Origin of the sequence: Nonomuraea sp. C10 (assembly GCF_008017515.1) — a bacterium.
Lineage (GTDB): Bacteria > Actinomycetota > Actinomycetes > Streptosporangiales > Streptosporangiaceae > Nonomuraea > Nonomuraea ferruginea.
In genome coordinates this window covers 948,309-965,696 of sequence record NZ_VPFF01000003.1, presented here as the reverse complement: position 1 = coordinate 965,696, position 17,388 = coordinate 948,309, and the positions used below count along the sequence as shown (strand labels likewise).

General features: G+C 74.4%; 22 protein-coding genes. 6 read left to right on the top strand and 16 right to left on the bottom strand.

The genetic code is table 11. The annotated features are described in order from the left end of the window. Positions 1-52: 52 nt before the first annotated feature. From FR742_RS36025 to FR742_RS35985, 9 genes are all read right to left on the bottom strand, one after another. Positions 53-637, bottom strand: coding sequence for a copper resistance CopC family protein (locus FR742_RS36025; protein WP_148035753.1), 585 nt, complete (start codon positions 635-637; stop codon positions 53-55). 110 nt (positions 638-747) lie between these two features. After that, complete coding sequence (locus tag FR742_RS36020) at positions 748-1,293, bottom strand: hypothetical protein (protein WP_148035752.1); 546 nt, start codon at positions 1,291-1,293, stop codon at positions 748-750. A gap of 35 nt (positions 1,294-1,328) precedes the next feature. Continuing rightward, on the bottom strand, positions 1,329-1,763 hold the full coding sequence (locus FR742_RS36015) for a hypothetical protein (RefSeq protein WP_148035751.1): 435 nt from the start codon (positions 1,761-1,763) through the stop codon (positions 1,329-1,331). 99 nt (positions 1,764-1,862) lie between these two features. Beyond that, positions 1,863-2,762: a cation diffusion facilitator family transporter gene (locus FR742_RS36010; protein WP_148035750.1), complete on the bottom strand. Its 900-nt coding sequence runs from the start codon at positions 2,760-2,762 to the stop codon at positions 1,863-1,865. Then, positions 2,762-3,151, bottom strand: coding sequence for a helix-turn-helix transcriptional regulator (locus FR742_RS36005; protein ID WP_271275534.1), 390 nt, complete (start codon positions 3,149-3,151; stop codon positions 2,762-2,764). Before FR742_RS36005 ends, FR742_RS36010 begins: the two co-directional genes overlap by 1 nt. Before the next feature lie 83 nt (positions 3,152-3,234). Next, positions 3,235-3,420: a hypothetical protein gene (locus FR742_RS36000; protein ID WP_148035748.1), complete on the bottom strand. Its 186-nt coding sequence runs from the start codon at positions 3,418-3,420 to the stop codon at positions 3,235-3,237. A 92-nt stretch (positions 3,421-3,512) separates the two neighbouring features. Beyond that, positions 3,513-3,845, bottom strand: a complete 333-nt coding sequence (locus FR742_RS35995; protein ID WP_148035747.1) for a DUF3140 domain-containing protein — start codon at positions 3,843-3,845, stop codon at positions 3,513-3,515. Further along, the gene (locus FR742_RS35990; protein ID WP_148035746.1) at positions 3,845-4,075 is read right to left on the bottom strand and encodes a DUF2945 domain-containing protein; all 231 of its coding nucleotides are present in this window, start codon (positions 4,073-4,075) and stop codon (positions 3,845-3,847) included. The genes FR742_RS35995 and FR742_RS35990 overlap by 1 nt, the downstream gene beginning before the upstream one ends. A gap of 28 nt (positions 4,076-4,103) precedes the next feature. Then, positions 4,104-5,063, bottom strand: coding sequence for a DUF523 and DUF1722 domain-containing protein (locus FR742_RS35985; RefSeq protein WP_148035745.1), 960 nt, complete (start codon positions 5,061-5,063; stop codon positions 4,104-4,106). A 170-nt stretch (positions 5,064-5,233) separates the two neighbouring features. On the opposite strand from FR742_RS35985, the gene FR742_RS35980 reads away from it, so the two are divergent. From FR742_RS35980 to FR742_RS35970, 3 genes are read left to right on the top strand one after another with little or no spacing between them, the layout of a single operon-like run. Further along, positions 5,234-6,001 (top strand): carotenoid biosynthesis protein, encoded by a 768-nt coding sequence (locus tag FR742_RS35980; protein ID WP_261808971.1) that lies wholly within the window; start codon positions 5,234-5,236, stop codon positions 5,999-6,001. Then, positions 5,989-7,458 (top strand): NAD(P)/FAD-dependent oxidoreductase, encoded by a 1,470-nt coding sequence (locus tag FR742_RS35975; RefSeq protein ID WP_187281536.1) that lies wholly within the window; start codon positions 5,989-5,991, stop codon positions 7,456-7,458. The genes FR742_RS35980 and FR742_RS35975 overlap by 13 nt, the downstream gene beginning before the upstream one ends. Further along, on the top strand, positions 7,455-8,570 hold the full coding sequence (locus FR742_RS35970; RefSeq protein ID WP_148035743.1) for a glycosyltransferase family 2 protein: 1,116 nt from the start codon (positions 7,455-7,457) through the stop codon (positions 8,568-8,570). Before FR742_RS35975 ends, FR742_RS35970 begins: the two co-directional genes overlap by 4 nt. On the opposite strand, the gene FR742_RS35965 is transcribed toward FR742_RS35970, so the two are convergent. Next, entirely contained in the window at positions 8,521-9,117 is a 597-nt protein-coding gene (locus tag FR742_RS35965; protein WP_148035742.1) for a glycerol-3-phosphate acyltransferase, read from the bottom strand. The two genes, FR742_RS35970 and FR742_RS35965, sit on opposite strands and share 50 nt — an antisense overlap. Between FR742_RS35965 and FR742_RS46155 the strand changes: the two genes are divergently transcribed. Beyond that, complete coding sequence (locus tag FR742_RS46155) at positions 9,092-10,075, top strand: hypothetical protein (RefSeq protein ID WP_261808970.1); 984 nt, start codon at positions 9,092-9,094, stop codon at positions 10,073-10,075. The two genes, FR742_RS35965 and FR742_RS46155, sit on opposite strands and share 26 nt — an antisense overlap. Before the next feature lie 49 nt (positions 10,076-10,124). Here the strand turns inward: FR742_RS46155 and FR742_RS35950 are convergent, their stop codons facing one another. From FR742_RS35950 to FR742_RS35935, 4 genes are read right to left on the bottom strand one after another with little or no spacing between them, the layout of a single operon-like run. Then, complete coding sequence (locus FR742_RS35950; RefSeq protein WP_148037168.1) at positions 10,125-11,093, bottom strand: phosphate acyltransferase; 969 nt, start codon at positions 11,091-11,093, stop codon at positions 10,125-10,127. A gap of 14 nt (positions 11,094-11,107) precedes the next feature. Continuing rightward, positions 11,108-12,007: a phytoene/squalene synthase family protein gene (locus tag FR742_RS35945; RefSeq protein ID WP_148035741.1), complete on the bottom strand. Its 900-nt coding sequence runs from the start codon at positions 12,005-12,007 to the stop codon at positions 11,108-11,110. Then, the gene (locus FR742_RS35940; protein WP_148035740.1) at positions 12,004-13,458 is read right to left on the bottom strand and encodes an NAD(P)/FAD-dependent oxidoreductase; all 1,455 of its coding nucleotides are present in this window, start codon (positions 13,456-13,458) and stop codon (positions 12,004-12,006) included. The genes FR742_RS35945 and FR742_RS35940 overlap by 4 nt, the downstream gene beginning before the upstream one ends. Then, positions 13,458-14,501, bottom strand: a complete 1,044-nt coding sequence (locus tag FR742_RS35935) for a polyprenyl synthetase family protein (RefSeq protein ID WP_148035739.1) — start codon at positions 14,499-14,501, stop codon at positions 13,458-13,460. The genes FR742_RS35940 and FR742_RS35935 overlap by 1 nt, the downstream gene beginning before the upstream one ends. Before the next feature lie 194 nt (positions 14,502-14,695). On the opposite strand from FR742_RS35935, the gene FR742_RS35930 reads away from it, so the two are divergent. Continuing rightward, entirely contained in the window at positions 14,696-15,709 is a 1,014-nt protein-coding gene (locus FR742_RS35930; RefSeq protein WP_148035738.1) for a MerR family transcriptional regulator, read from the top strand. 90 nt (positions 15,710-15,799) lie between these two features. Beyond that, positions 15,800-16,291, top strand: coding sequence for an RNA polymerase sigma factor (locus FR742_RS35925; protein ID WP_261808969.1), 492 nt, complete (start codon positions 15,800-15,802; stop codon positions 16,289-16,291). Positions 16,292-16,416: 125 nt separating this feature from the next. Here the strand turns inward: FR742_RS35925 and FR742_RS35920 are convergent, their stop codons facing one another. Together FR742_RS35920 and FR742_RS35915 are read right to left on the bottom strand one after the other, a co-directional pair. Then, positions 16,417-16,704, bottom strand: a complete 288-nt coding sequence (locus tag FR742_RS35920) for a DUF4287 domain-containing protein (protein WP_148035736.1) — start codon at positions 16,702-16,704, stop codon at positions 16,417-16,419. Positions 16,705-16,732: 28 nt separating this feature from the next. Further along, entirely contained in the window at positions 16,733-17,344 is a 612-nt protein-coding gene (locus FR742_RS35915; RefSeq protein WP_261808968.1) for a DUF998 domain-containing protein, read from the bottom strand. Between the last annotated feature and the right edge of the window lie 44 nt (positions 17,345-17,388).

Genomic DNA, 17,388 nt, shown 5'->3' with positions numbered 1-17,388 from the left:
GGTGTTCCGATGGACCGGCGCCGGGGCCGCAAGAACCCCGGCGTCAGCCCGTTCACTCCGGCCGCTTCGCCCTGGAACCCGCCAGCCAGAGGCCGACGCCCACCAGCGCGAGCGCCGCGGCGGCCACCCAGATCCAGCCGGGGATCCCGTCGCCCGCCTCGGCCGCGGCGACGGCGGAACTCTCCGGCGCCGCGGGCGCGGTGGTCTCGGCGGGGACGCTCGGCGGCGTGCTCCGCTCGGCGGCCGGGGTCGGCGTGGACGGCTCCGGTGAGGGCTCGCCCTCGGCCGTGAAGGGGATCTCGCCCTCGATCGGGTGGCCGTCGGACGACACCACCCGCCAGGCGATGACGTACTTCCCGGCCGGCAGCGGCTCGGGCACCTCGGTCCGGACGAACTTCCCCTCGACCTGCGGCTCGCCGAGGTCCACCTGCCGGTCCCCGGCGTCGCGCAGGGCCACGAAGGGCATGCGGACGCGGGAGGTGAACTCCAGCTCGATCTCGTCGAGCGAGGTGACGGTGGCGTCCTTGGCCGGTGAGCTCGCCTTCAACGAGTCGTGAGCCAGTGCGGCGGGAGAACAGAACACCACAAGCAGGCCGCATATCAGCGCGGCCAGGATGGAACGCGGCGCGATCGCCATCGTGCAACTCCGTAGGTACAGGCCCGGCCCTCAGCCGGGTATGCCGAGCGGGCGCGCGGCTGTGACGACGCGCGCACCTGATGACCACGGGGCGCCGGGGGACGCGTACGTCAGCCGGCGCTGGCGAGCGCGGGCGGGCCGCGCCGGTGCACCGCCGCCGTGAACTCCAGGGAGCGCCGGGGACCGCTCCGGCCGGCGGACCGAACCGGCCGCACGCACCGGGGAGCCCGTACGGGCGAGGCGAGCACCAGGAGCAGCAGCCGCAGCGGGGCGACCCCCCACAGCCGCAGCATCGTCCACACGACGCTCTCGCCCTGGTGCAGCCACCAGCCGCTGACCAGCGCGAGGGTCAGGTGGACCAGCGCCATGCCGGCGTTCGTGTGGCCGTGGTCCGTGGAGGTGACGCCGCCGGGCGCGACCTGCGCGAACGTCTGGTGCAGGACGAGCTGGGCGAGCACGGTCGCGGCGAGCACGGCTTCCCGCGTACGCTCGCGCCTGTTGCAGGCGAGGGCGAGGGCGAAGGACGCGATCAGGCTGATCACCAGCGCGGACCCCGATATCGCGCCGCCGCCGGCGAACAGGTGGCCGCAGGCCGAGACCACGACGCAGACCGCCGCGAAGGCGGCCGCGCGGATCAGACGGAGGACCGGGGCCATGTGCCCATCCTCTCAGCCGGGTGCCGCGGTCCTGGTCAGTGGTGCTGCGTCGACTCGATGGCGCCGCCGAGCTTCGCGCGCAGGCCTTCCAGCACCGCCGGGTCGGAGACGACCACCCAGCGCTCGCCCACCAGGTAGGTGCCGCCGTACGGCTGGGCGGCGTCCAGCCAGTCGCGCTGGCCCTTGCCCGTGGTGAAGGTGACCAGGACGGAGTGGGCCGCGGACGTCCGGCAGACGGCCTGCCGCAGCTCGTCGGCGTCGATCTGCACGTCGGGGCTGGGGCAGCCGAGCGCGGCGCCGATCTGGTCGATGCTCGCCGCGGTCGCCGGCTTGGCGGCGGCCGGTGGAGCCGCGTGGGCGTGATGCGCAGCCGCGGGTTCCCCCGCGGCCGGCGCCGAGCACGCGGTGAGGAGCGTGCCGAGAACCACGGCGCACGCGGCGCCGAGCGGCTTGCCGACGAAAGTCTTCATGGTGCGGTCCCCGGGGGTGTAGGCAGAGCTCTTCCATACCGAGATACGCACCCCGGGCGAAGAAGTTCGATCGGCGCCGCGTCCGCCCCCGGGCTCGGGTCACCAGCCGAGTTCGTCGCAGCCGCTGTGGTCGGCGGGCTCGACCTGCAAGGTGGCGTGCGCCACGCCGTGCCGCTGGAGCAGCAGGTCGCGCGCCTGGTCCAGCACCGCGTGGTTGTCGCTCTGGTCGGCGGTGACCAGGTGGGCGGTGGCGACGTTCATGCCGGACGTCAGCGTCCACAGGTGCAGGTCGTGCACGTCGCGGACGCCGTCGATGGCGGACAGGTCCTGGGCCACGGCGCCGGCGTCGATGCCTTCGGGGACGTGCTGGCCCAGCACGGCGAAGACCTGGCGGCCGAGCGAGATCGCCCGGGCGGCGACGAAGACGCCGATGGCCAGGGCGATGACGGTGTCCCAGATGGGCCGGCCGGTGGTCGCGACCAGCCAGCCGGCGACGATGACGCCGACGGAGCCGGCGGTGTCGGCCACGACCTCCAGGTAGGCGCCCTTGACGTTCAGGCTCTCGGCGGCGCCGGAACGCAGCAGCATCAGGGCGACCAGGTTGACCGCCAGGCCGAGCGCGCCGACGACCAGCATCGGGCCGGAGGAGACCTCCACGTGGTGGCCGATGCGGCCGATCGCCTCGGCCACCACGTACACCGACACGACGATCATCAGCACCACGGCCAGCAGCGAGGCGAACACCTCGGCGCGGTAGGAGCCGTAGCTGCGCCGGCCGGTGGTGTCGGGCCGGGTGGCGATCCGCGTGGCGACCAGCGCCGCGCCGAGGGTGACCACGTCGGCGGCCATGTGGCCGGCGTCCGACAGCAGCGCCAGCGAGCCGGAGAGGAGACCGTAGACGAGCTCCACCACGAAGAACGCGCCGATCAGGGCGAAGGAGACCGCCAGCCGCCAGCGGTGCCGGCCGGCCGCGTGGCCGTGCCCGTGCCCGGTGCCCATCAGTGGTCCCCGCCGCGCTCTGGGTGGATCGCCTCGGTGTGCCCGGTGTGCTCCAGCGCCAGGTCCAGCAGCATCCGCACGTGCGGGTCCTCAAGCCGGTAGTACGCCATCCGGCCGGACCGCCGGGCGGCCACGATGCGGTGCGCGCGCAGCAGCCGCAGGGCGTGGGAGACGGCCGACTCGCTCTGCCCGGTCACCGCCGCGAGGTCGCACACGCACAGCTCTCCGTCCAGCAACGCGACCAGCAGCCGCAGCCGGTTGGGGTCCGACAGCAGGCCGAAGACGTCGGCGGTGTCGACCACGTCCTCGGGGGCGGGCATCCGCTCGCGCACGGCGGCCACCCGGTCACCGTCGACCACCTTGACGCTGCAGCCGTCGATGGTCAACACACTGTCACTTGAAGAGCTGTTCATATATGAGAGAGTAGCCGGTGCTCTGGATCAGCTGTCAAGCCGTCAGAGGAGGGCAGGGGCTACTCGGCGTCCGCGGTGTCCGCCTCGCGCGGCGCAAGCGCGTACGCGAGGGCGACCCCCAAGCAGAGGGACAGCGAGATCCCCAGAAGGAGGTCGTGCAGGGTGACGCCGAGGCCCATGCCGATGGCCAGCCCGCAGGCCATTCCGAGCGTCCAGTCGGGAGAGGTCTTCTTGTCGTTCGTCATGGTCAGATCTTCGCCGGACGGGGCGGTGCCGAGGTAGAGACCGCGGTCATCGAAGGGCCGTGACAGGTGTCATCCCGGACGCGGGACCGCGGTCACTTGAGGGGGTCGTGGCCCCAGTTCATCAGCGAGTAACGCCATCTGGTCTCCCGGACGTCGCCGGACGGCCGCTGCGCCAGGTGGCGGTGCACGTAGCCGATCACCTTGCGCATGTGCGCGTAGTCCTGCTCGGTGAGAGCCGACTCTTTCTTGTGGAGCAGTTCGACGATCCTGCGGCCGGACTCGTGGCCGGTGGACTCGCCGCCGCCGTCCTTCTGCCCGACCGCCTTGGACTCGTCCGTGTCGAGCCAGCGCTTCAGCTCCCCGGCGGTCATGTTCACCGCCTTGCCGAACTCGGCCGCGATCGCCCGCTCCTCCTCCCCGGTCATCAGGAGCCCTTGTCCTTGCGCAGGGCCGACGGCTTGTGCACGGCCTTCTTGCCGCTCTTCTCGCTGCGCACCACGTACTGGGGCTCGTCGGGCGAGGCGGCCACGGTACGGCCGGCCTCCTTCTCCCGTTTGGTGATCTTCTTCTCGACCTTGCCGTGGGCGGTGGAACCGTGGCTGCGCCAGGTGACCTCGTCGCCCACCGACGGGTCCTTCTTCCGTTTATCGGCCATGACCTGCGCATACCCGGGCCCGCGCACGTCACACGACATGGTTGCGCAGGCCCAGCTCGTCCGGATACGGGAGGAAGTATGTCTGGTTCTGGACGTAGGTGGCGGCTTCGCCGCGGGCGTGGTGGCGCAGCAGGGCGAGCGGCACGCTGAGCGCCACCCGGCGCTCCTGGTAGGAGGCGATGACCTCGGCCAGGTCGGCCCGGCGGACCGGGTCGAGCTCGTCACCGAGCATGCCGAGGCAGTGCTGCAGGACGTTGACGTTGCGCCCGACCGACGCCTTGACCGCCATCGCGGTGCGGAACGCGGTGCCGTACGCGCCGGCGAGCTCCTCGCGCGGGCGCGTGCCCGCCTCCGCGACCAGGCGGCCGGTCTCGCGGTAGCCCTCGGTGGAGTGCGCGAGCAGCTGCATCTTGTGCCGGGACTGGAAGGCCACCAGGTCGCGCGGCCGCCAGTCGCTCCGCAGCAGCTCGCGCAGGCGCGCGTGGGCGAAGATCCGCTCGGTGAACGCCTCCCGCAGGACGGCGTCGCGGAGCCGGCCCTCGTCCTCCACGGGCAGCAGGGGATGGCTCTCGATCACCGCGTCGGCGAACAGGCCCCGGTTCTGCCGGGTCACCATCGTCTCCCCGTCGTAGAGCGGGATGCCGTGGATGCCGCAGCTCGGGCTCTTCGCCTTGAACACGTACCCGTCGACGTCCAGCCCGGCGGACCGCTCGGCGGCCAGCCCGGTCATGGCGGGCGTGAGGTCACAGCCGGTGTTCCTGGTCATGAGCCGGGGGCCGCTGGGGGAGCGTTCGAGCCGCAGCGACTCGCGGGGGGTGCCGAGGCCGATCTCCATCTCCGGGCAGATCGGCACCCAGTCCACGAACGGCGCCAGCTCGTCGGTGAGGTAGCGGGCACGGCTGTGGTTGCCGTTGTGCCGTACGCGCGCGCCGAGCAGGCAGCTCGACACCGCCACCCGCGGCCTGCCCAGGCACTGGTCCTCAACCATGCCCCACAGCTGCCCACAACGGGTCGCCGCACGCCACCCGCAGGCCGGCGTCGGACCTGGTCACAGCGGCGCGGGGAAATCTTGTCCCGATGCTCGGACCGCCATGGCGCTCGTTTGGGACGCCATCGGGCACGTGCATCCGTGATCGCGACGGCTTCGAAAGACAGTGTGTGGAACAGACGAGAAGCGAACAGGCGGGGCGCGTGGCCCTCGGGCCGGCCCGCGCCCTGGGAGTCCTGTCCCTGCTGGCCATGGTCGGCCTCCAGGTGGCGTCCGGGCTGGCCGCGCGGCCGGAACGGTTCACCGGGCTGATCGTGGCGCTGCTCGCCGCGTCCGCCGTCGCCTTCGCCGCCGGCGCGTGGGGGACGCGCCGGGCGCTGGCCGCGTTCGGGGCGGCCGTGCTGACCGGGTACGCGGCCGAGGTGGTCGGGGTGCTGACCGGGTTCCCGTTCGGCGAGTACGCCTACAGCGACGTGCTGTGGCCCCAGGTGGGCGGCGTGCCCGTCGTGGTGGCGGTGGCGTGGGGCGGCATGGGGCTCGCCGCGTACGCGGTCGCCGCCACCCTCTTCGGCGGCTGGGCGCGCGTCTGCGCGGGCGCGGCCGCGCTGACGGCGTGGGACCTGTTCCTCGACCCGCAGATGGTCCGACTCGGCCTGTGGACGTGGGCGGCGGACGACGGCTTCTACCGGGGCATCCCGTTGAGCAACTTCGCCGGCTGGCTGCTGGTGTCGGCCCTGGTCATGCTGGTCGTCGGGCGCGTCGCCGGCGACGCCGCGCCGGGGCGAGGGCTGCTCGCGGTCTACACGGTCATGGCGGTCATGGAGACGATCGCCTTCGCCGCGGTGTTCGACCCGACCGACCCGCTGGTGGCGGCGGCCGGCGGGATCACGATGGGCGCGTTCGCCGCGCCGGCCTGGAGGCGGTCATGGCAGAGGTGACGGTGGTCGGCGGCGGCGTGGGCGGCATGGCGTGCGCGCTGCTGCTGGCCCGGCGGGGGCACGAGGTCCGGCTGTACGAGCAGCTGCCCCGGCTGGGCGGCAAGCTGGCCGAGCATCGCCGTGACGGGTTCGCCTTCTCCCTGGGGCCGTCGCTGCTGACCATGCCCGGCCTCTTCCGCGAGCTGGGCCTGGACCGCGAGCTGATCGAACCTGACCCGCTGTGCCGGTACCGGTTCGCCGACGGCACGGTGCTGGACGCCCGGCGCGACCCCGAACGCATGGCCGCGGAGGTGGAGCGGCTGGCCCCCGGCGAAGGGCGGGCCTGGCGGGCCTTCCACGGCTGGGCCAGGGGCGCCCTGGAGGCGGCGGACCGGACCGTGTTCGCCGGGCCGCTGATCCGGCGCCCCGGTGAGGCCCGGCTGTCCGACCTGCTGGCCGTGGCGCCCGCGCGCACCCTCGACGGGCTGGCCCGCCGCTACTTCCGTGACGCCAGGCTGCGGCAGTACGTCGGCCGCTACGCCACCTACGCCGGGTCCAGCCCGTACCGCGCGCCCGCCGCGCTGGGGTGCGTCCCCGCGCTGGAGCACGGGCAGGGCGTCTGGTACGCGCCGGGCGGCCTGGCCCGGCTGGCCGACGACCTGGGTCTGCTGCTGAAGGCGGCGGGGGTGCAGGTGTTCCTGTCCGAGCCGGTCGCGGCGGTCGAGGCCGGTGGCTCCGCCGTCACGGGGGTCCGGCTGGCGAGCGGGGAGAGGGTCCGGTCGGACGTCGTGGTGGCCAACACCGACGCCGCCGCGCTGTACGGCCGCCTGCTGCCCGACCGTGGGCGGCTGCGCAGGATCGCCCGGCTGGGGCGCTCGTCGTCGGCGCTGCTGGTGCTGGCCGGCGTGGAGGGGCGCACGCCCGGCCTGCCGCACCATGCGGTGCTGTTCTCGGCCGACTACGAACGGGAGTTCGCCGACGTCTTCGACCGGGGGAGCCCGCCGCTCGACCCGACGATCTACGTCGGCTGCTCGGCCGTGGACGACCCCTCGCAGGCCCCGGCGGACGCGGAGAACTGGACGATGCTGGTCAACGTGCCCGCCCGCGATCCCGGCCGGTGGCCGATCAGCGTGGCGGCGTACCGGGATCTGGTGCTGGAGCGGCTGGCCGAGCGCGGCCACGACCTGGCGGGCCGGTTGCGCTTCGCCGACGTCTTCACCCCGGCGGACCTGCGCGACCGCTACGGGGCTTGGGGCGGCGCCATCTACGGCAGCGCCTACCGGGGCAGGCTGTCGGCCTTCCTGCGCCCCGGCAACCGCGGCCCCCGGCGCGGCCTGTACCTGGTCGGCGGCTCCGCGCACCCGGGCGGCGGGCTGCCCATGGTGACACTGGGCGCCCGCATCGTGGCCGACCTGGTGGCCCAGGACTTCCGCACCGGGCCGCCCACGGCGAGCGACGTGCGAGGTGGTTCCCGATGAGGTCGCTCACGGTCGTACAGGCGGTCGCCGCCGGGGTGGCGCTCGCCAGGCTCGCGCGGGGGCGGCGGCGGCTTCCGCCGCTCCGGCCGCGCCGGGACGCGGGCGTGACGATCTCCGTGGTGATCCCGGCGCGCGACGAGGAAGCCAGGATCGGGCCGTGCCTGCGGGCCGCGCTCTCCGACCCCGCCGTCACCGAGGTGATCGTGGTCGACGACGGCTCCCGCGACGGTACGGCCGAGGTGGCGGCAGCGGCCGGGGCCAAGGTCGTCACCGGCGAGCCGCTGCCCGGCGGGTGGGTGGGCAAGCAGTGGGCGCTGCGCCAGGGGGTGGTGGCGGCCGGCGGCGAGGTCGTGGTCACCCTGGACGCCGACGCCCGGCCGGGGCCCGGCCTGTTCGGCGCGCTGGCGGCCACGCTGGAGCGGTACGACCTGGTGAGCGCCGGCCCCCGGTTCGTCTGCGACGGCGTGCTCGAACAGGCCCTGCACGCCTCCATGCTGGCGACGCTGGTCTACCGGTTCGGGCCCGTCGGCCCGGCGAGCCCGCCGCCGCCGCACCGCGCCGTCGCCAACGGCCAGTGCATGGCCTTCCGGCGCGCCCGGATGGCAGAAGCGGACGGGTTCGCGCTGGTACGCGACCGGATGACCGATGACGTGGCGCTGGCCAGGCGCCTGGCGGGGCAGGGCTGGACGGTCGGCTTCCTGGACGCGGGCGGCCTGCTGGAGGTCGACATGCACGACTCGGTGGGCGAGCTGTGGCGGGAGTGGGGCCGCTCGCTCCCGCTGCGCGACGTCACGGGCCCCGGCTGGCAGGCGGCCGATCTGGCCGTCATCTGGCTGACCGGGGCGCTGCCGGTGCTCCGACTGGCGGCCGGCCGCCCCACCCGCCTGGACACGGCGCTGCTGGCGGCGCGGCTGCTGCTCACAGGCGCGCTGCGCGGCAGCTACCGCGCCCCCGGCCTGGGCCTGCTGCTGTCGCCGCTGCTCGACCCCGCCGCCGCGTTCCGGCTCACCCAGGCGACGCTGCGTCCCGTACGGACCTGGCGCGGTCGTACGTACCCGGAGGTCAGCGGCGGCGCTCGGCGAGCGCGGCCTGGCCGAAGCGCAGCCCGATGAGGCACATCAGCCCCCCGGTGGCCGCCACCAGCTCCACGGGCGCGAACAGCAGTTGCAGAACCGGCACGCCGAACACCGCCAGGCGCGCCCCCACCGCGAACGAGCGCAGCGCCACGGCGGTGACCACCAGCGCCGTCACCGCCAGCACGAACGCCGGAGGACAGATGACCGCGACGCCCCCCGCGAAGGTCAGGATCGAACGGCCGCCGCGGAAGCCGGCGAAGACCGGCCAAGCGTGCCCCGCCATGGCCGCCGCCACCGCCAGGTACACCGGCAGCGCGCTCGCCCCGGTGACGACGCCGAGCGCGGTGGTGTGGACGCCGCTGACCAGGAGCGCCACGAGGGCGGCCAGCGCGCCCTTGAGCGTGTCACCGGCGAACACCGGCACGGCGGCCCGCAGGCCGAGCTGCTCCTTGACGTTCCAGTACCCGGGGTTGCGGTCGCCGACGTCGCGCGGGTCCACGCCGTGCGCCCGCGCCACCAGGACCGCCACCGGCACCGAGCCGAGCAGGTAGCCGGCCATGACCGACACCACCACCTCAACCATCGCGTCGTTCCACCTCATCCGGTACGACAGCGCCCGCGCGATGCGGCACATGGCCTTCGACCGGCCGTTGTTGCGGCGCACCGGCGGGCTGCTGTTCTGGCGGCTGCTCGGCACCGGCCGCGGCCGGGCCATGTCCCTCGGCGCCGACCTGCGCCGGTGGGCGCTGTTCGCGGTCTGGCGCGGCGAGGACGATCTGGACGAGTTCCTGCGCGCCTCGCCGATCGCGGCCCGCTGGCGGGCTGAGGCGTCCGAATACTGGCAGGCGCGGCTGTCCCCGATGGCCTCGCGCGGCGCCTGGTCGGGCCGCGACCCCTTCGCCCCGCCCCCGCCCCTCAAGCCCAGCGAAACCCCCAGGGGGCCGTCCAAGCCTACGGCGCCCACCGGCGACACCCCCGGGGACTCCCACAGGGCCGAGCGGGTTCGGGGTATGGGCGGGTCTTACAGGTCCGGGGCTACTGGCGACATCCCGGGGGAGCCCCTCAGGTCCGAGCGGGTCCAGGGTGTGGGTGGATTCCTGGGGTCCGGTGTACCTGGCGACGCCCCAAGGAAGCCCCTTAGGGGCGAGGCGACCGGGGTACTTTTCGAGGCTCCGGGGGCCTTCGGGGCGGGCGCGGCGCGCCGGGGTGGCGGGCCGGTGGCGGTGCTCACGAGGGCGTCGATCCGACCTCGCCGCCTGGTCGCGTTCTACCGGTCGGTGCCGCCGGTCGACGAGTTGCTGCGGCGGCAGGACGGCTGCCTGGCCTCGATCGGCATCGGCGAGTGGCCGCTGGCCCGGCAGGCGACCTTCTCGCTCTGGCGCGACCGCGAGGCGGTGCGCGCCTTCGCCTACCGGGGCGAGGCGCACCGGCGGGTCATCGAGCGCGTGCGGGCCGACGACTGGTACGCGGAGGAGCTGTTCGCCCGCTTCACCCCGTACGCCAGTGAGGGCACCTGGGACGGAGCCGATCCGCTGCGCTGAGGACGTCATGACGATGTCTCCACCGTTACGGCTTGGACGCCGACGGTGGTCATGGCGCCGTCTCCACCGCCACGGCATCGATGCCGGCCGCCGGGTTCTGCGATGACAGCGCGTGCGCCACCACGCAGGCGCGGGCGATCGTGGCCGCCGGAGAGGAGCCGTGGGCGACGACGACCGTGCCGCGCAGACCCAGGAGGGCGGCGCCGCCGTGGGTCTCCGGGTCGTAGCGGCGGGCTACCTCGGCGAGCCGTTCCGGGGAGGCGATGCCGGCCTGGGCGACCATGGCCAGCGCCGTGCGGACGCACCCCTCGACGTTCTTCAGCACGATGTTGCCGGTGAAGCCGTCGGTGACGATCACGTCGACGGTGCCCGCCAGCACGTCGTGGCCCTCCACGTTGCCGTGGAAACGCAGCGGCAGGGCGGCGAGCAGGTCCCCGGCCCGGCGCGTCAGCCGGTTGCCCTTGCCCGGCTCGGACCCGATCGACAGCAGCCCCACCACCGGGTCGGCACGGCCCAGCACGGCCCGCGCGTAGGCCGCCCCCAGCTGGGCGAACTGGGCGATCATGGCCGGGCTGGGGTCGGCGGTCGCACCCGCGTCCACCAGCACGCTGGCTCCACCCGTCAGCGAGGGCAGGGCCACGGCCAGGGCCGGCCGCAGCACCCCGCCGGCCCGGCCGATGCCGCGCACCGCGCACGAGACCACCGCGCCGGTCGACCCGGCGGACACGAACGCACCGCCCTCGCCCCGGCTGATCAGCTCGCAGCCCACGGCCAGGCTCGACGTCGTCAGCGTCGCCGCGGCGGCGCCGCGCTCGGCCATCGGCACGGTGTCCTCGGCGTGCACCACCGCGATCTCCCCGGCGGCGCCGTGCCCGCGCAGCTCACGCTCCACCCGGTCCCGCGCGCCGACCAGGACGACGGGCACCCCGTGCCGCCGCCACGCTGCCACGGCCCCGGCGACCGTCGCCACCGGCCCGTGGTCCCCACCCATCGCGTCCAGGACAACAGGCGGAGTCATGGAAAGGCCGGCGGTCATGGGAGTTCCACGCTGACGCGGCGCTCGGCCCTGCTCGCCTCGGCGGAGGCCAGCAGGTGGCGGGCGAACACGGCCGCCTTGCGCCGGCGCGGCACCCGTACCCGGCCCGCCAGGACCTCGAAGCCCCGGCGCTCGATCTCGTCGAGGATGCCGCCGTACAGGGCGTAGGCGGCGCGGACGCACGGCCGGGAGGAGGCGGCGAGCAGGCCGATCCCCCCGGCGGCGGCGCGGTAGTGGTCGCGGGCGCGCCCCGCCTCGAAGGCGAGCAGGTCCCGCAGGGCGGGCCCCGTACGGCGGGCGCCCAGCTCGTCCGGGTCCACCCCGAACTTGTCCAGATCCTCCATCGGCAGGTAGACGCGGCCCCTGGCGTAGTCCTCGCGCACGTCGCGCAGGAAGTTGGTGAGCTGGAACGCCAGGCCGAGCTGGCGGGCGGGCTCGCGGGCCGCCTCCTCGCGGCCGGGCGTCGCCTCCAGCACCGGCAGCATCATCGTGCCGATGGCGGCGGCCGATCCGGCCATGTAGCCGAGCAGGTCGTCGTAGGTCGCGTACCGGGTCACCGACAGGTCCGCGCGCATGGACGCGAGGAAGACCGCGATGTCGTCGTGGCCGATGCCGAAGGAGTGGACGGTGTGCAGGAACGCGGGCAGCACCGGATCGTCCTGCTTCGCCCCGGCGAGCCCGGCCTCGACCTTGACGGTCAGGGCGTCCAGCGCGCGGGCCCGGTCGGCGGTCATCGTGAACGAGTCGACGATCTCGTCGGCGTACCGGGCGAAGCCGTACAGCGCGTGCACGTGCCTCCGCTTCCATCGCGGCAGCAGCCGGGTGGCCAGGTAGTAGGAGCGGCCGTAGCGGGCGTGGAGCCGCCGGCAGCGTTCGTAGCTGGCGGTGAGCGTCAACGGGTCTCCTTGAGGATGCGTTCGGCGGCGAGCCGGCCGGAGATCAGCACGGGCGGCACCCCGACTCCGGGCGCGGTGTACATGCCGGCGAAGTGCAGCCCCGGCACCCGCCGGGCCACGGCGGAGGGGCGCAGCCACGCCGTCTGGGTGAAGCGGTGGTCCAGCGCGAACGGGGTGCCCGCGGTGTGGCCGCGCGCCGCCCAGGCGGGCGGGTCCAGCACCAGCCGGGGCGCGCCCGACAGGTCGCCGTAGCCGAGTCGCGCCATGCGGTCGAGCAGCCGGGACTCCAGCCGGGGGCGCAGCCGGTCCCAGTCGGTGTGCCGCAGGTTGGGCGCGGGTTCCAGGACGCTGAGGGTGGCGTGCCCGTCCGGCGCGGCCTCGCCGTCCGGCGCCGGGCAGGTGACCAGCAGGCTCGGGTCGGGCTGCGGCCGGCCCGCCTCCAGAGCGGTGAACGTCTCGTTCCAGTCCCGGCCGAAGTGCAGCGTGTGGTGCGCCTGGCCGGTCGGCGGGCGGTCCAGGCCGACGTGCATCACCAGGCACGACGGGGAGTGGCGCGGACGGCGCAGCCGCCAGTCGCCCGCGCGGGAGGGCAGCAGCCGCCGGGCCGCCAGCCGGTCGCAGGCGACGACCACGTGCCGGGCCGCCAGCCGCTCGCCGTCCCGCAGCAGCACGCCGGTGACACCGTCGCCGTCCGTCTCGACCCGGTCGGCGGGCGCGCCGTAGCGGAGGTCCGCGCCCAGCTTCTCCAGCAACGCCGCCATGGCCGCCGGGATGGCGTGCATGCCGCCGTGCCGAGGGAAGTACACGCCGCCGACCGTGTCCATGTGCGCGATGACGGCGTAGATGCCCAGCGCGCGCTGCGGCGACAGCCCCACGTACAGGGACTGGAACGTGTGCGCCTTGATCAGCCGAGGGTCCGTCAGGTGGCGGGCCGCCAGGCGGTCCAGCCGGCGGAACCCGCCCAGCCGGGCCAGCCGCAGCAGCGCGGCCGGCCGGGCCAGGGCGCGCAGCCGGGTCATGTCCGCGTCGATGAACGCGGGCCACTCGACGCGGAACAGTTCGTCGAGCAGGCTCCGGTAGCGCTCGTAGCGGGCCGCCTCCGCCGGCCCGCACACCGCGCGGACCTGCTCCGCCATCGCCTCCCGCTCCGCCCGCACGTCCAGCCGCGACCCGTCGTCGAAGACCATCCGGTACGAGGGATCCAGCCGGCGCAGCGGCAGCCAGTGCCGCAGCTCCTGCCCGGCCGCCCCGAAGACCTCCGCGAGCACGCCCGGCATGGTGAGCACGGACGGACCGGTGTCGAAGCGGTACGCCCCGAGGCGGGTCGTTCCGCAGCAGCCGCCGGGCTCGCCGAGGGCCTCGACCACGGTGACCTCGCGACCGGCCGCGGCCAGGTGGATGGCGGCCGACAGCCCGCCCAGGCCCGCGCCGACGACGACCACGGGGCTCATCAGAAGGTCCTTTCCGTGCACTGGGCGGCCAGGTCCACCAGCGCCGTCCTGGCTTCGTGCGGGATGCCGGGCGGCCGGTCCAGCGCTGTGACCGCCTCGTCGACCAGCGTGGCGATGCGCCGCTCCGCCGCGTCCAGCGCTCCGCACTCCACGATCAGCTCGCGCGCCGCCGCCACCCCCCGCTGGTCGGTGATGTCGTCCAGGAGCGCGCTGCCCGTCTCGCGCCGGGCGTAGGCGAGCAGGTAGGTCGCCTTGCCCTGGAGCAGGTCGGCTCCCGAGGGCTTGCCGGTGCGCGCCGGGTCGGCGAACACGCCGTTGACGTCGTCCCTGAGCTGGAACGCCTCGCCCAGGGGGATGGCGTACGCGCTCAGCGTGCGGCGCGTCTCGGGACAGCCGTCCGCGACGGCGTGACCGAGGTGCAGGGGCCGCTCGACGGTGTACTTGCCCGACTTGTAGAGCGAGATCACCCGCGACGGCTCGTCACCCGTCCGGGCCCCGGCCGTACAGGCCAGGTCGAGATACTGGCCGCCGATCGCCTCCACCCGCAGCCGGGTGAGGACGTCGAGCGAGGGCCCCAGGTGCGGCCCCGTATCCAGCAGCGCGGCGTCGGCCCAGCTCAGCGCGAGCAGCGCGAGCAGGGTCGCCGCCGACTCGCCGAACCGGTCGGCGTCGCCCCGCCAGCCGGACCGCCGGTGCAGCTCGGCCAGCGCGACGTGCGCCGCCGGCCGGCCACGCCGCGAGCCGGCCTCGTCCATCACGTCGTCCAGCAGCAGCGCCGCCGCGTGCACCAGCTCCACGGCGCAGGCCGCGGGCAGCACCGACTCCAGCCGCTCGCCGCCGGCCGCCCGGTAGCCCCAGTAGACGAACGCGGGCCGCAGCCTCTTCCCGCCGCCGAGGACGAACGCCGTCAGGTACTCGCGCACCAGACCGACCTCCGCCGGGGCGAGGAAGCCGAGCCGGCGGACCTGGTGGTCCAGCAGCCGCGCCAGCCGCCGGTCGACCTGCTCGCGCACGTGGGTGGTTCGCGCGATCACCGTGTCCATGTACGCAGCCCCTTCTGTCGCTATGGGAAGTCTTCGCAGGAGGGGCCCGACCCGGTTGCACGCGAGCTCGAATCGCACTATCACGGTAACCAGCGCGTACCGGGTTTCCGCGGGGGACACGCCTGGTCATGCGTCCGAGCGGCTCCGGAACCGCGAAAAGATGGTCGGACACGTCGAACGTCAGCGGGAAGACCATGGTCGAGGAGACACCGGACAACGTGGAGGACGCGGGCTACGGCATCGGAGCCGCCTCCCGGCGGCTGGGCGTGCCCGCCCCCACACTGCGCACCTGGAACCTCCGCTACGGCCTGGGGCCCAGCCGCCGCACCCCCGGCGGCCACCGCCGGTACGACGCCGCCGACCTGCGGCGGCTGACCGAGATGAAGCGTTTGATCGCCACCGGCCTGGCGCCGGCGGAGGCCGCGAGGCTCGCCCTGGCGCTGCCGCCCCCGCCTCCCGCCGCGACGCCGGAGCCCACGGAGGAGACCCCCGCCGACGCCCCGGAAACCGGCGCACCCCCGACCGGCACCCCTGCGACCGGCACCCCTGCGACCGGCACCCCCGCGACCGGCACCCCCCCGACCGGCGTTTCTGAGGCCGGTCCGCGGCGGCCGCCCACGGCCGCGCTGGCCCGGGCCGCGCTCGTGCTCGACAGCCACCAGGTCTCCGGCCTGGTCGAGGAGACGCTGGCCCGGCACGGCGTGGTGTGGACGTGGGAGCGGCTCCTGCTCCCCGTCTTCGACGCCATCTGCCGCCGCCAGGACGACACCGGCGCCGGCATCGACGTCGAGCACCTGCTGTCCGACCGGGTCCAGGCGGCGCTGCAGCGCCGTGCCCGCGACGTCCCGCCGCACGAGGGCCGTCCGGTGCTGCTGGCCTGCGCCGAGGACGAGCAGCACAGCCTGCCGGTGCACGCTCTGGCCGCCGCGCTCGGCGAGGTGGGCGTGCAGACCCGCGTCCTCGGCGCGCGCACCCCCTACGCGGCGCTGGCCCACGCGATGCGGAGGCTCGGCCCGGTGGTCGTGTTCGTCTGGTCGCAGCAGGCGATCACCGGTGACACCGCCCCGCTCGCGGCCCTGCCGAGGCTCCGTCCGGCGTGCCGGATCGTCATCGGCGGGCTCGGCTGGCAGGGCGAGCCGCCCCCGGGCGTCGTCCGGGTGTCGACGCTGCCCGAGGCCGTCGCGCGCATCACGGCCACGCTCGCCTGAGCAGCCCTTTCACCGGAGGACCTTGTGGCATCCCCCTATGCCCAGCTATGAATAAGTTTTGAATAGGTTTTTGGGATGAGGGGCAGGGACATGCGGATCAGTGACGAGGAATCGCTCAGCGGGTGTTACCGCGCGCACGGCCCCGCCGTGCGCTCCTACCTGCGCCGGTACGTGCCCGCCCAGGACGTGGAGGACCTGGTGCAGGTCGTCTTCGCCGACGTCTGGCGCTCGCGCGAGAGGTACGACCCGTCCAGGAGCCTGGCGGCCTGGATCTTCGCCATCGCCCACCGCCGCGCCGTCGACCACCTGCGCGGCCGCAGGCCCGTCACGGTGCCGCTGGAGGAGGCCGGCGACCCGCCAGGACGAGGACGCTCCGAGGTCGACGACCTCGCGGACCGCGACCGGCTCAGCAGGGCGCTGGCCGAGCTGTCGCACGCCCAGCGGCAGGCGATCGAGCTGGCCTACTTCGGCGACCTGAGCCAGCGCGAGATCGCCGAACGGCTGCGGGTGCCGCTCGGCACCGTGAAGGCCCGCACCTCCCGCGGCCTGCGCAGACTGTCGGCCCTGCTGGTCGCCCCGTGAACCCCCGGCCCCGGGTCAGACAGCCGGGTGGCAGGCGGTGCAGACCCCGTCGGTGACGGCGGGCGGGATGCAGCCGTCGGGCAGGACACGCCTAGCGGCCACCGATGGGTGAGCCGCCGGCTGGATCAGGGCCGGTTGTCCTTTCCGTCCAGCCACAGGGTGTCGGACTCGTCCCGGTGAGTTCCGGTGCTGCCGACATGCTTGGCGTCGATCGCCGGGCCCTTCTTGATCACGTGTACCAGCGCCATCGCGTGCCCGCGGCCCAGCCCGTGGTCCTGCTTGAGCCACTCGACGATCGTGCCCGCCTTCACGGACGGGTCGTCGAACCCGCGTTCCTTCGCGAGCTCGATGAACTCGCGGGGCGTCAGCCCGGTCTTGGTCTCGATGTTGTCCAGATAAGCCTGGAAAGACATATGACTCTCCCTCTCGTATGACGACTTGTCAGGCCCGTACGGCCTTCTCCAGTGTGGACATGGTCACCGCGATCCAGGACCACGCGGCGACGACGCCGGCGAACATGGCGAGCGGCCCGCCCGGCGCGCCGCTCATCCCCCAGCACAGGCCGACCGCGAGCAGCACGCCGCCGGCGCGGCCCGCCACGGCCCAGGACGTGCCGCCGAACCGCCGGCTCAGCACGAAACAGCACGTGATCATCGCGAGGAACGAGACGCAGGCCCCCGCCAGATGCACGGCTCCGACCGAGCTCATCGTCCCCGGCACGTCGGGCGTACCAGGAGGAAACGCGAAGCCCGGATCGGCCGGGAAGACGCCCGCCACGATCAGGCCGAGCCCTTGCAGGCCGAGCAGGCGAGGCCCCCACACGCCGTCCAGGCCGGTGCGGCGCATCCCCGCCGCACCGCACAGGGTCAACACACCGGTCACCAGGAAGCTGGAGACCTGGATCCAGCCGAGGTCGCCCAGCGAGAGCATGCTGATCGGGTGCCGGGTCAGGTCGAAGCCCGTTCGGGTGGCCGCCTGGGCCGCGGCGAGCAGGATCCAGATCGGCGCCGCGAGCATCCCGGCGGTGAGCAGCGGCGGGCGTCTCCGCGTCATTGCCTCAATGATTGTCATGTCGACCATGTTGATCAGGGGGTCGC

Excerpts from the sequence above, each read along its gene's own strand:
- FR742_RS35965 (WP_148035742.1), bottom strand. The coding sequence starts at position 9,117 with ATGGTTGAGGTGGTGGTGTCGGTCATGGCCGGCTACCTGCTCGGCTCG.
- FR742_RS35920 (WP_148035736.1), bottom strand. The coding sequence starts at position 16,704 with ATGTCTTTCCAGGCTTATCTGGACAACATCGAGACCAAGACCGGGCTG.
- FR742_RS35995 (WP_148035747.1), bottom strand. The coding sequence starts at position 3,845 with ATGACCGGGGAGGAGGAGCGGGCGATCGCGGCCGAGTTCGGCAAGGCG.
- FR742_RS35940 (WP_148035740.1), bottom strand. The coding sequence starts at position 13,458 with ATGAGCCCCGTGGTCGTCGTCGGCGCGGGCCTGGGCGGGCTGTCGGCC.
- FR742_RS46155 (WP_261808970.1), top strand. The coding sequence starts at position 9,092 with ATGACCGACACCACCACCTCAACCATCGCGTCGTTCCACCTCATCCGG.
- FR742_RS36015 (WP_148035751.1), bottom strand. The coding sequence starts at position 1,763 with ATGAAGACTTTCGTCGGCAAGCCGCTCGGCGCCGCGTGCGCCGTGGTT.
- FR742_RS35970 (WP_148035743.1), top strand. The coding sequence starts at position 7,455 with ATGAGGTCGCTCACGGTCGTACAGGCGGTCGCCGCCGGGGTGGCGCTC.
- FR742_RS36000 (WP_148035748.1), bottom strand. The coding sequence starts at position 3,420 with ATGACGAACGACAAGAAGACCTCTCCCGACTGGACGCTCGGAATGGCC.
- FR742_RS35950 (WP_148037168.1), bottom strand. The coding sequence starts at position 11,093 with ATGACTCCGCCTGTTGTCCTGGACGCGATGGGTGGGGACCACGGGCCG.
- FR742_RS36020 (WP_148035752.1), bottom strand. The coding sequence starts at position 1,293 with ATGGCCCCGGTCCTCCGTCTGATCCGCGCGGCCGCCTTCGCGGCGGTC.
- FR742_RS36025 (WP_148035753.1), bottom strand. The coding sequence starts at position 637 with ATGGCGATCGCGCCGCGTTCCATCCTGGCCGCGCTGATATGCGGCCTG.
- FR742_RS35915 (WP_261808968.1), bottom strand. The coding sequence starts at position 17,344 with ATGACGCGGAGACGCCCGCCGCTGCTCACCGCCGGGATGCTCGCGGCG.
- FR742_RS35975 (WP_187281536.1), top strand. The coding sequence starts at position 5,989 with ATGGCAGAGGTGACGGTGGTCGGCGGCGGCGTGGGCGGCATGGCGTGC.
- FR742_RS35990 (WP_148035746.1), bottom strand. The coding sequence starts at position 4,075 with ATGGCCGATAAACGGAAGAAGGACCCGTCGGTGGGCGACGAGGTCACC.
- FR742_RS35985 (WP_148035745.1), bottom strand. The coding sequence starts at position 5,063 with ATGGTTGAGGACCAGTGCCTGGGCAGGCCGCGGGTGGCGGTGTCGAGC.
- FR742_RS35925 (WP_261808969.1), top strand. The coding sequence starts at position 15,800 with ATGCGGATCAGTGACGAGGAATCGCTCAGCGGGTGTTACCGCGCGCAC.
- FR742_RS36010 (WP_148035750.1), bottom strand. The coding sequence starts at position 2,762 with ATGGGCACCGGGCACGGGCACGGCCACGCGGCCGGCCGGCACCGCTGG.
- FR742_RS35935 (WP_148035739.1), bottom strand. The coding sequence starts at position 14,501 with ATGGACACGGTGATCGCGCGAACCACCCACGTGCGCGAGCAGGTCGAC.
- FR742_RS35930 (WP_148035738.1), top strand. The coding sequence starts at position 14,696 with ATGGTCGAGGAGACACCGGACAACGTGGAGGACGCGGGCTACGGCATC.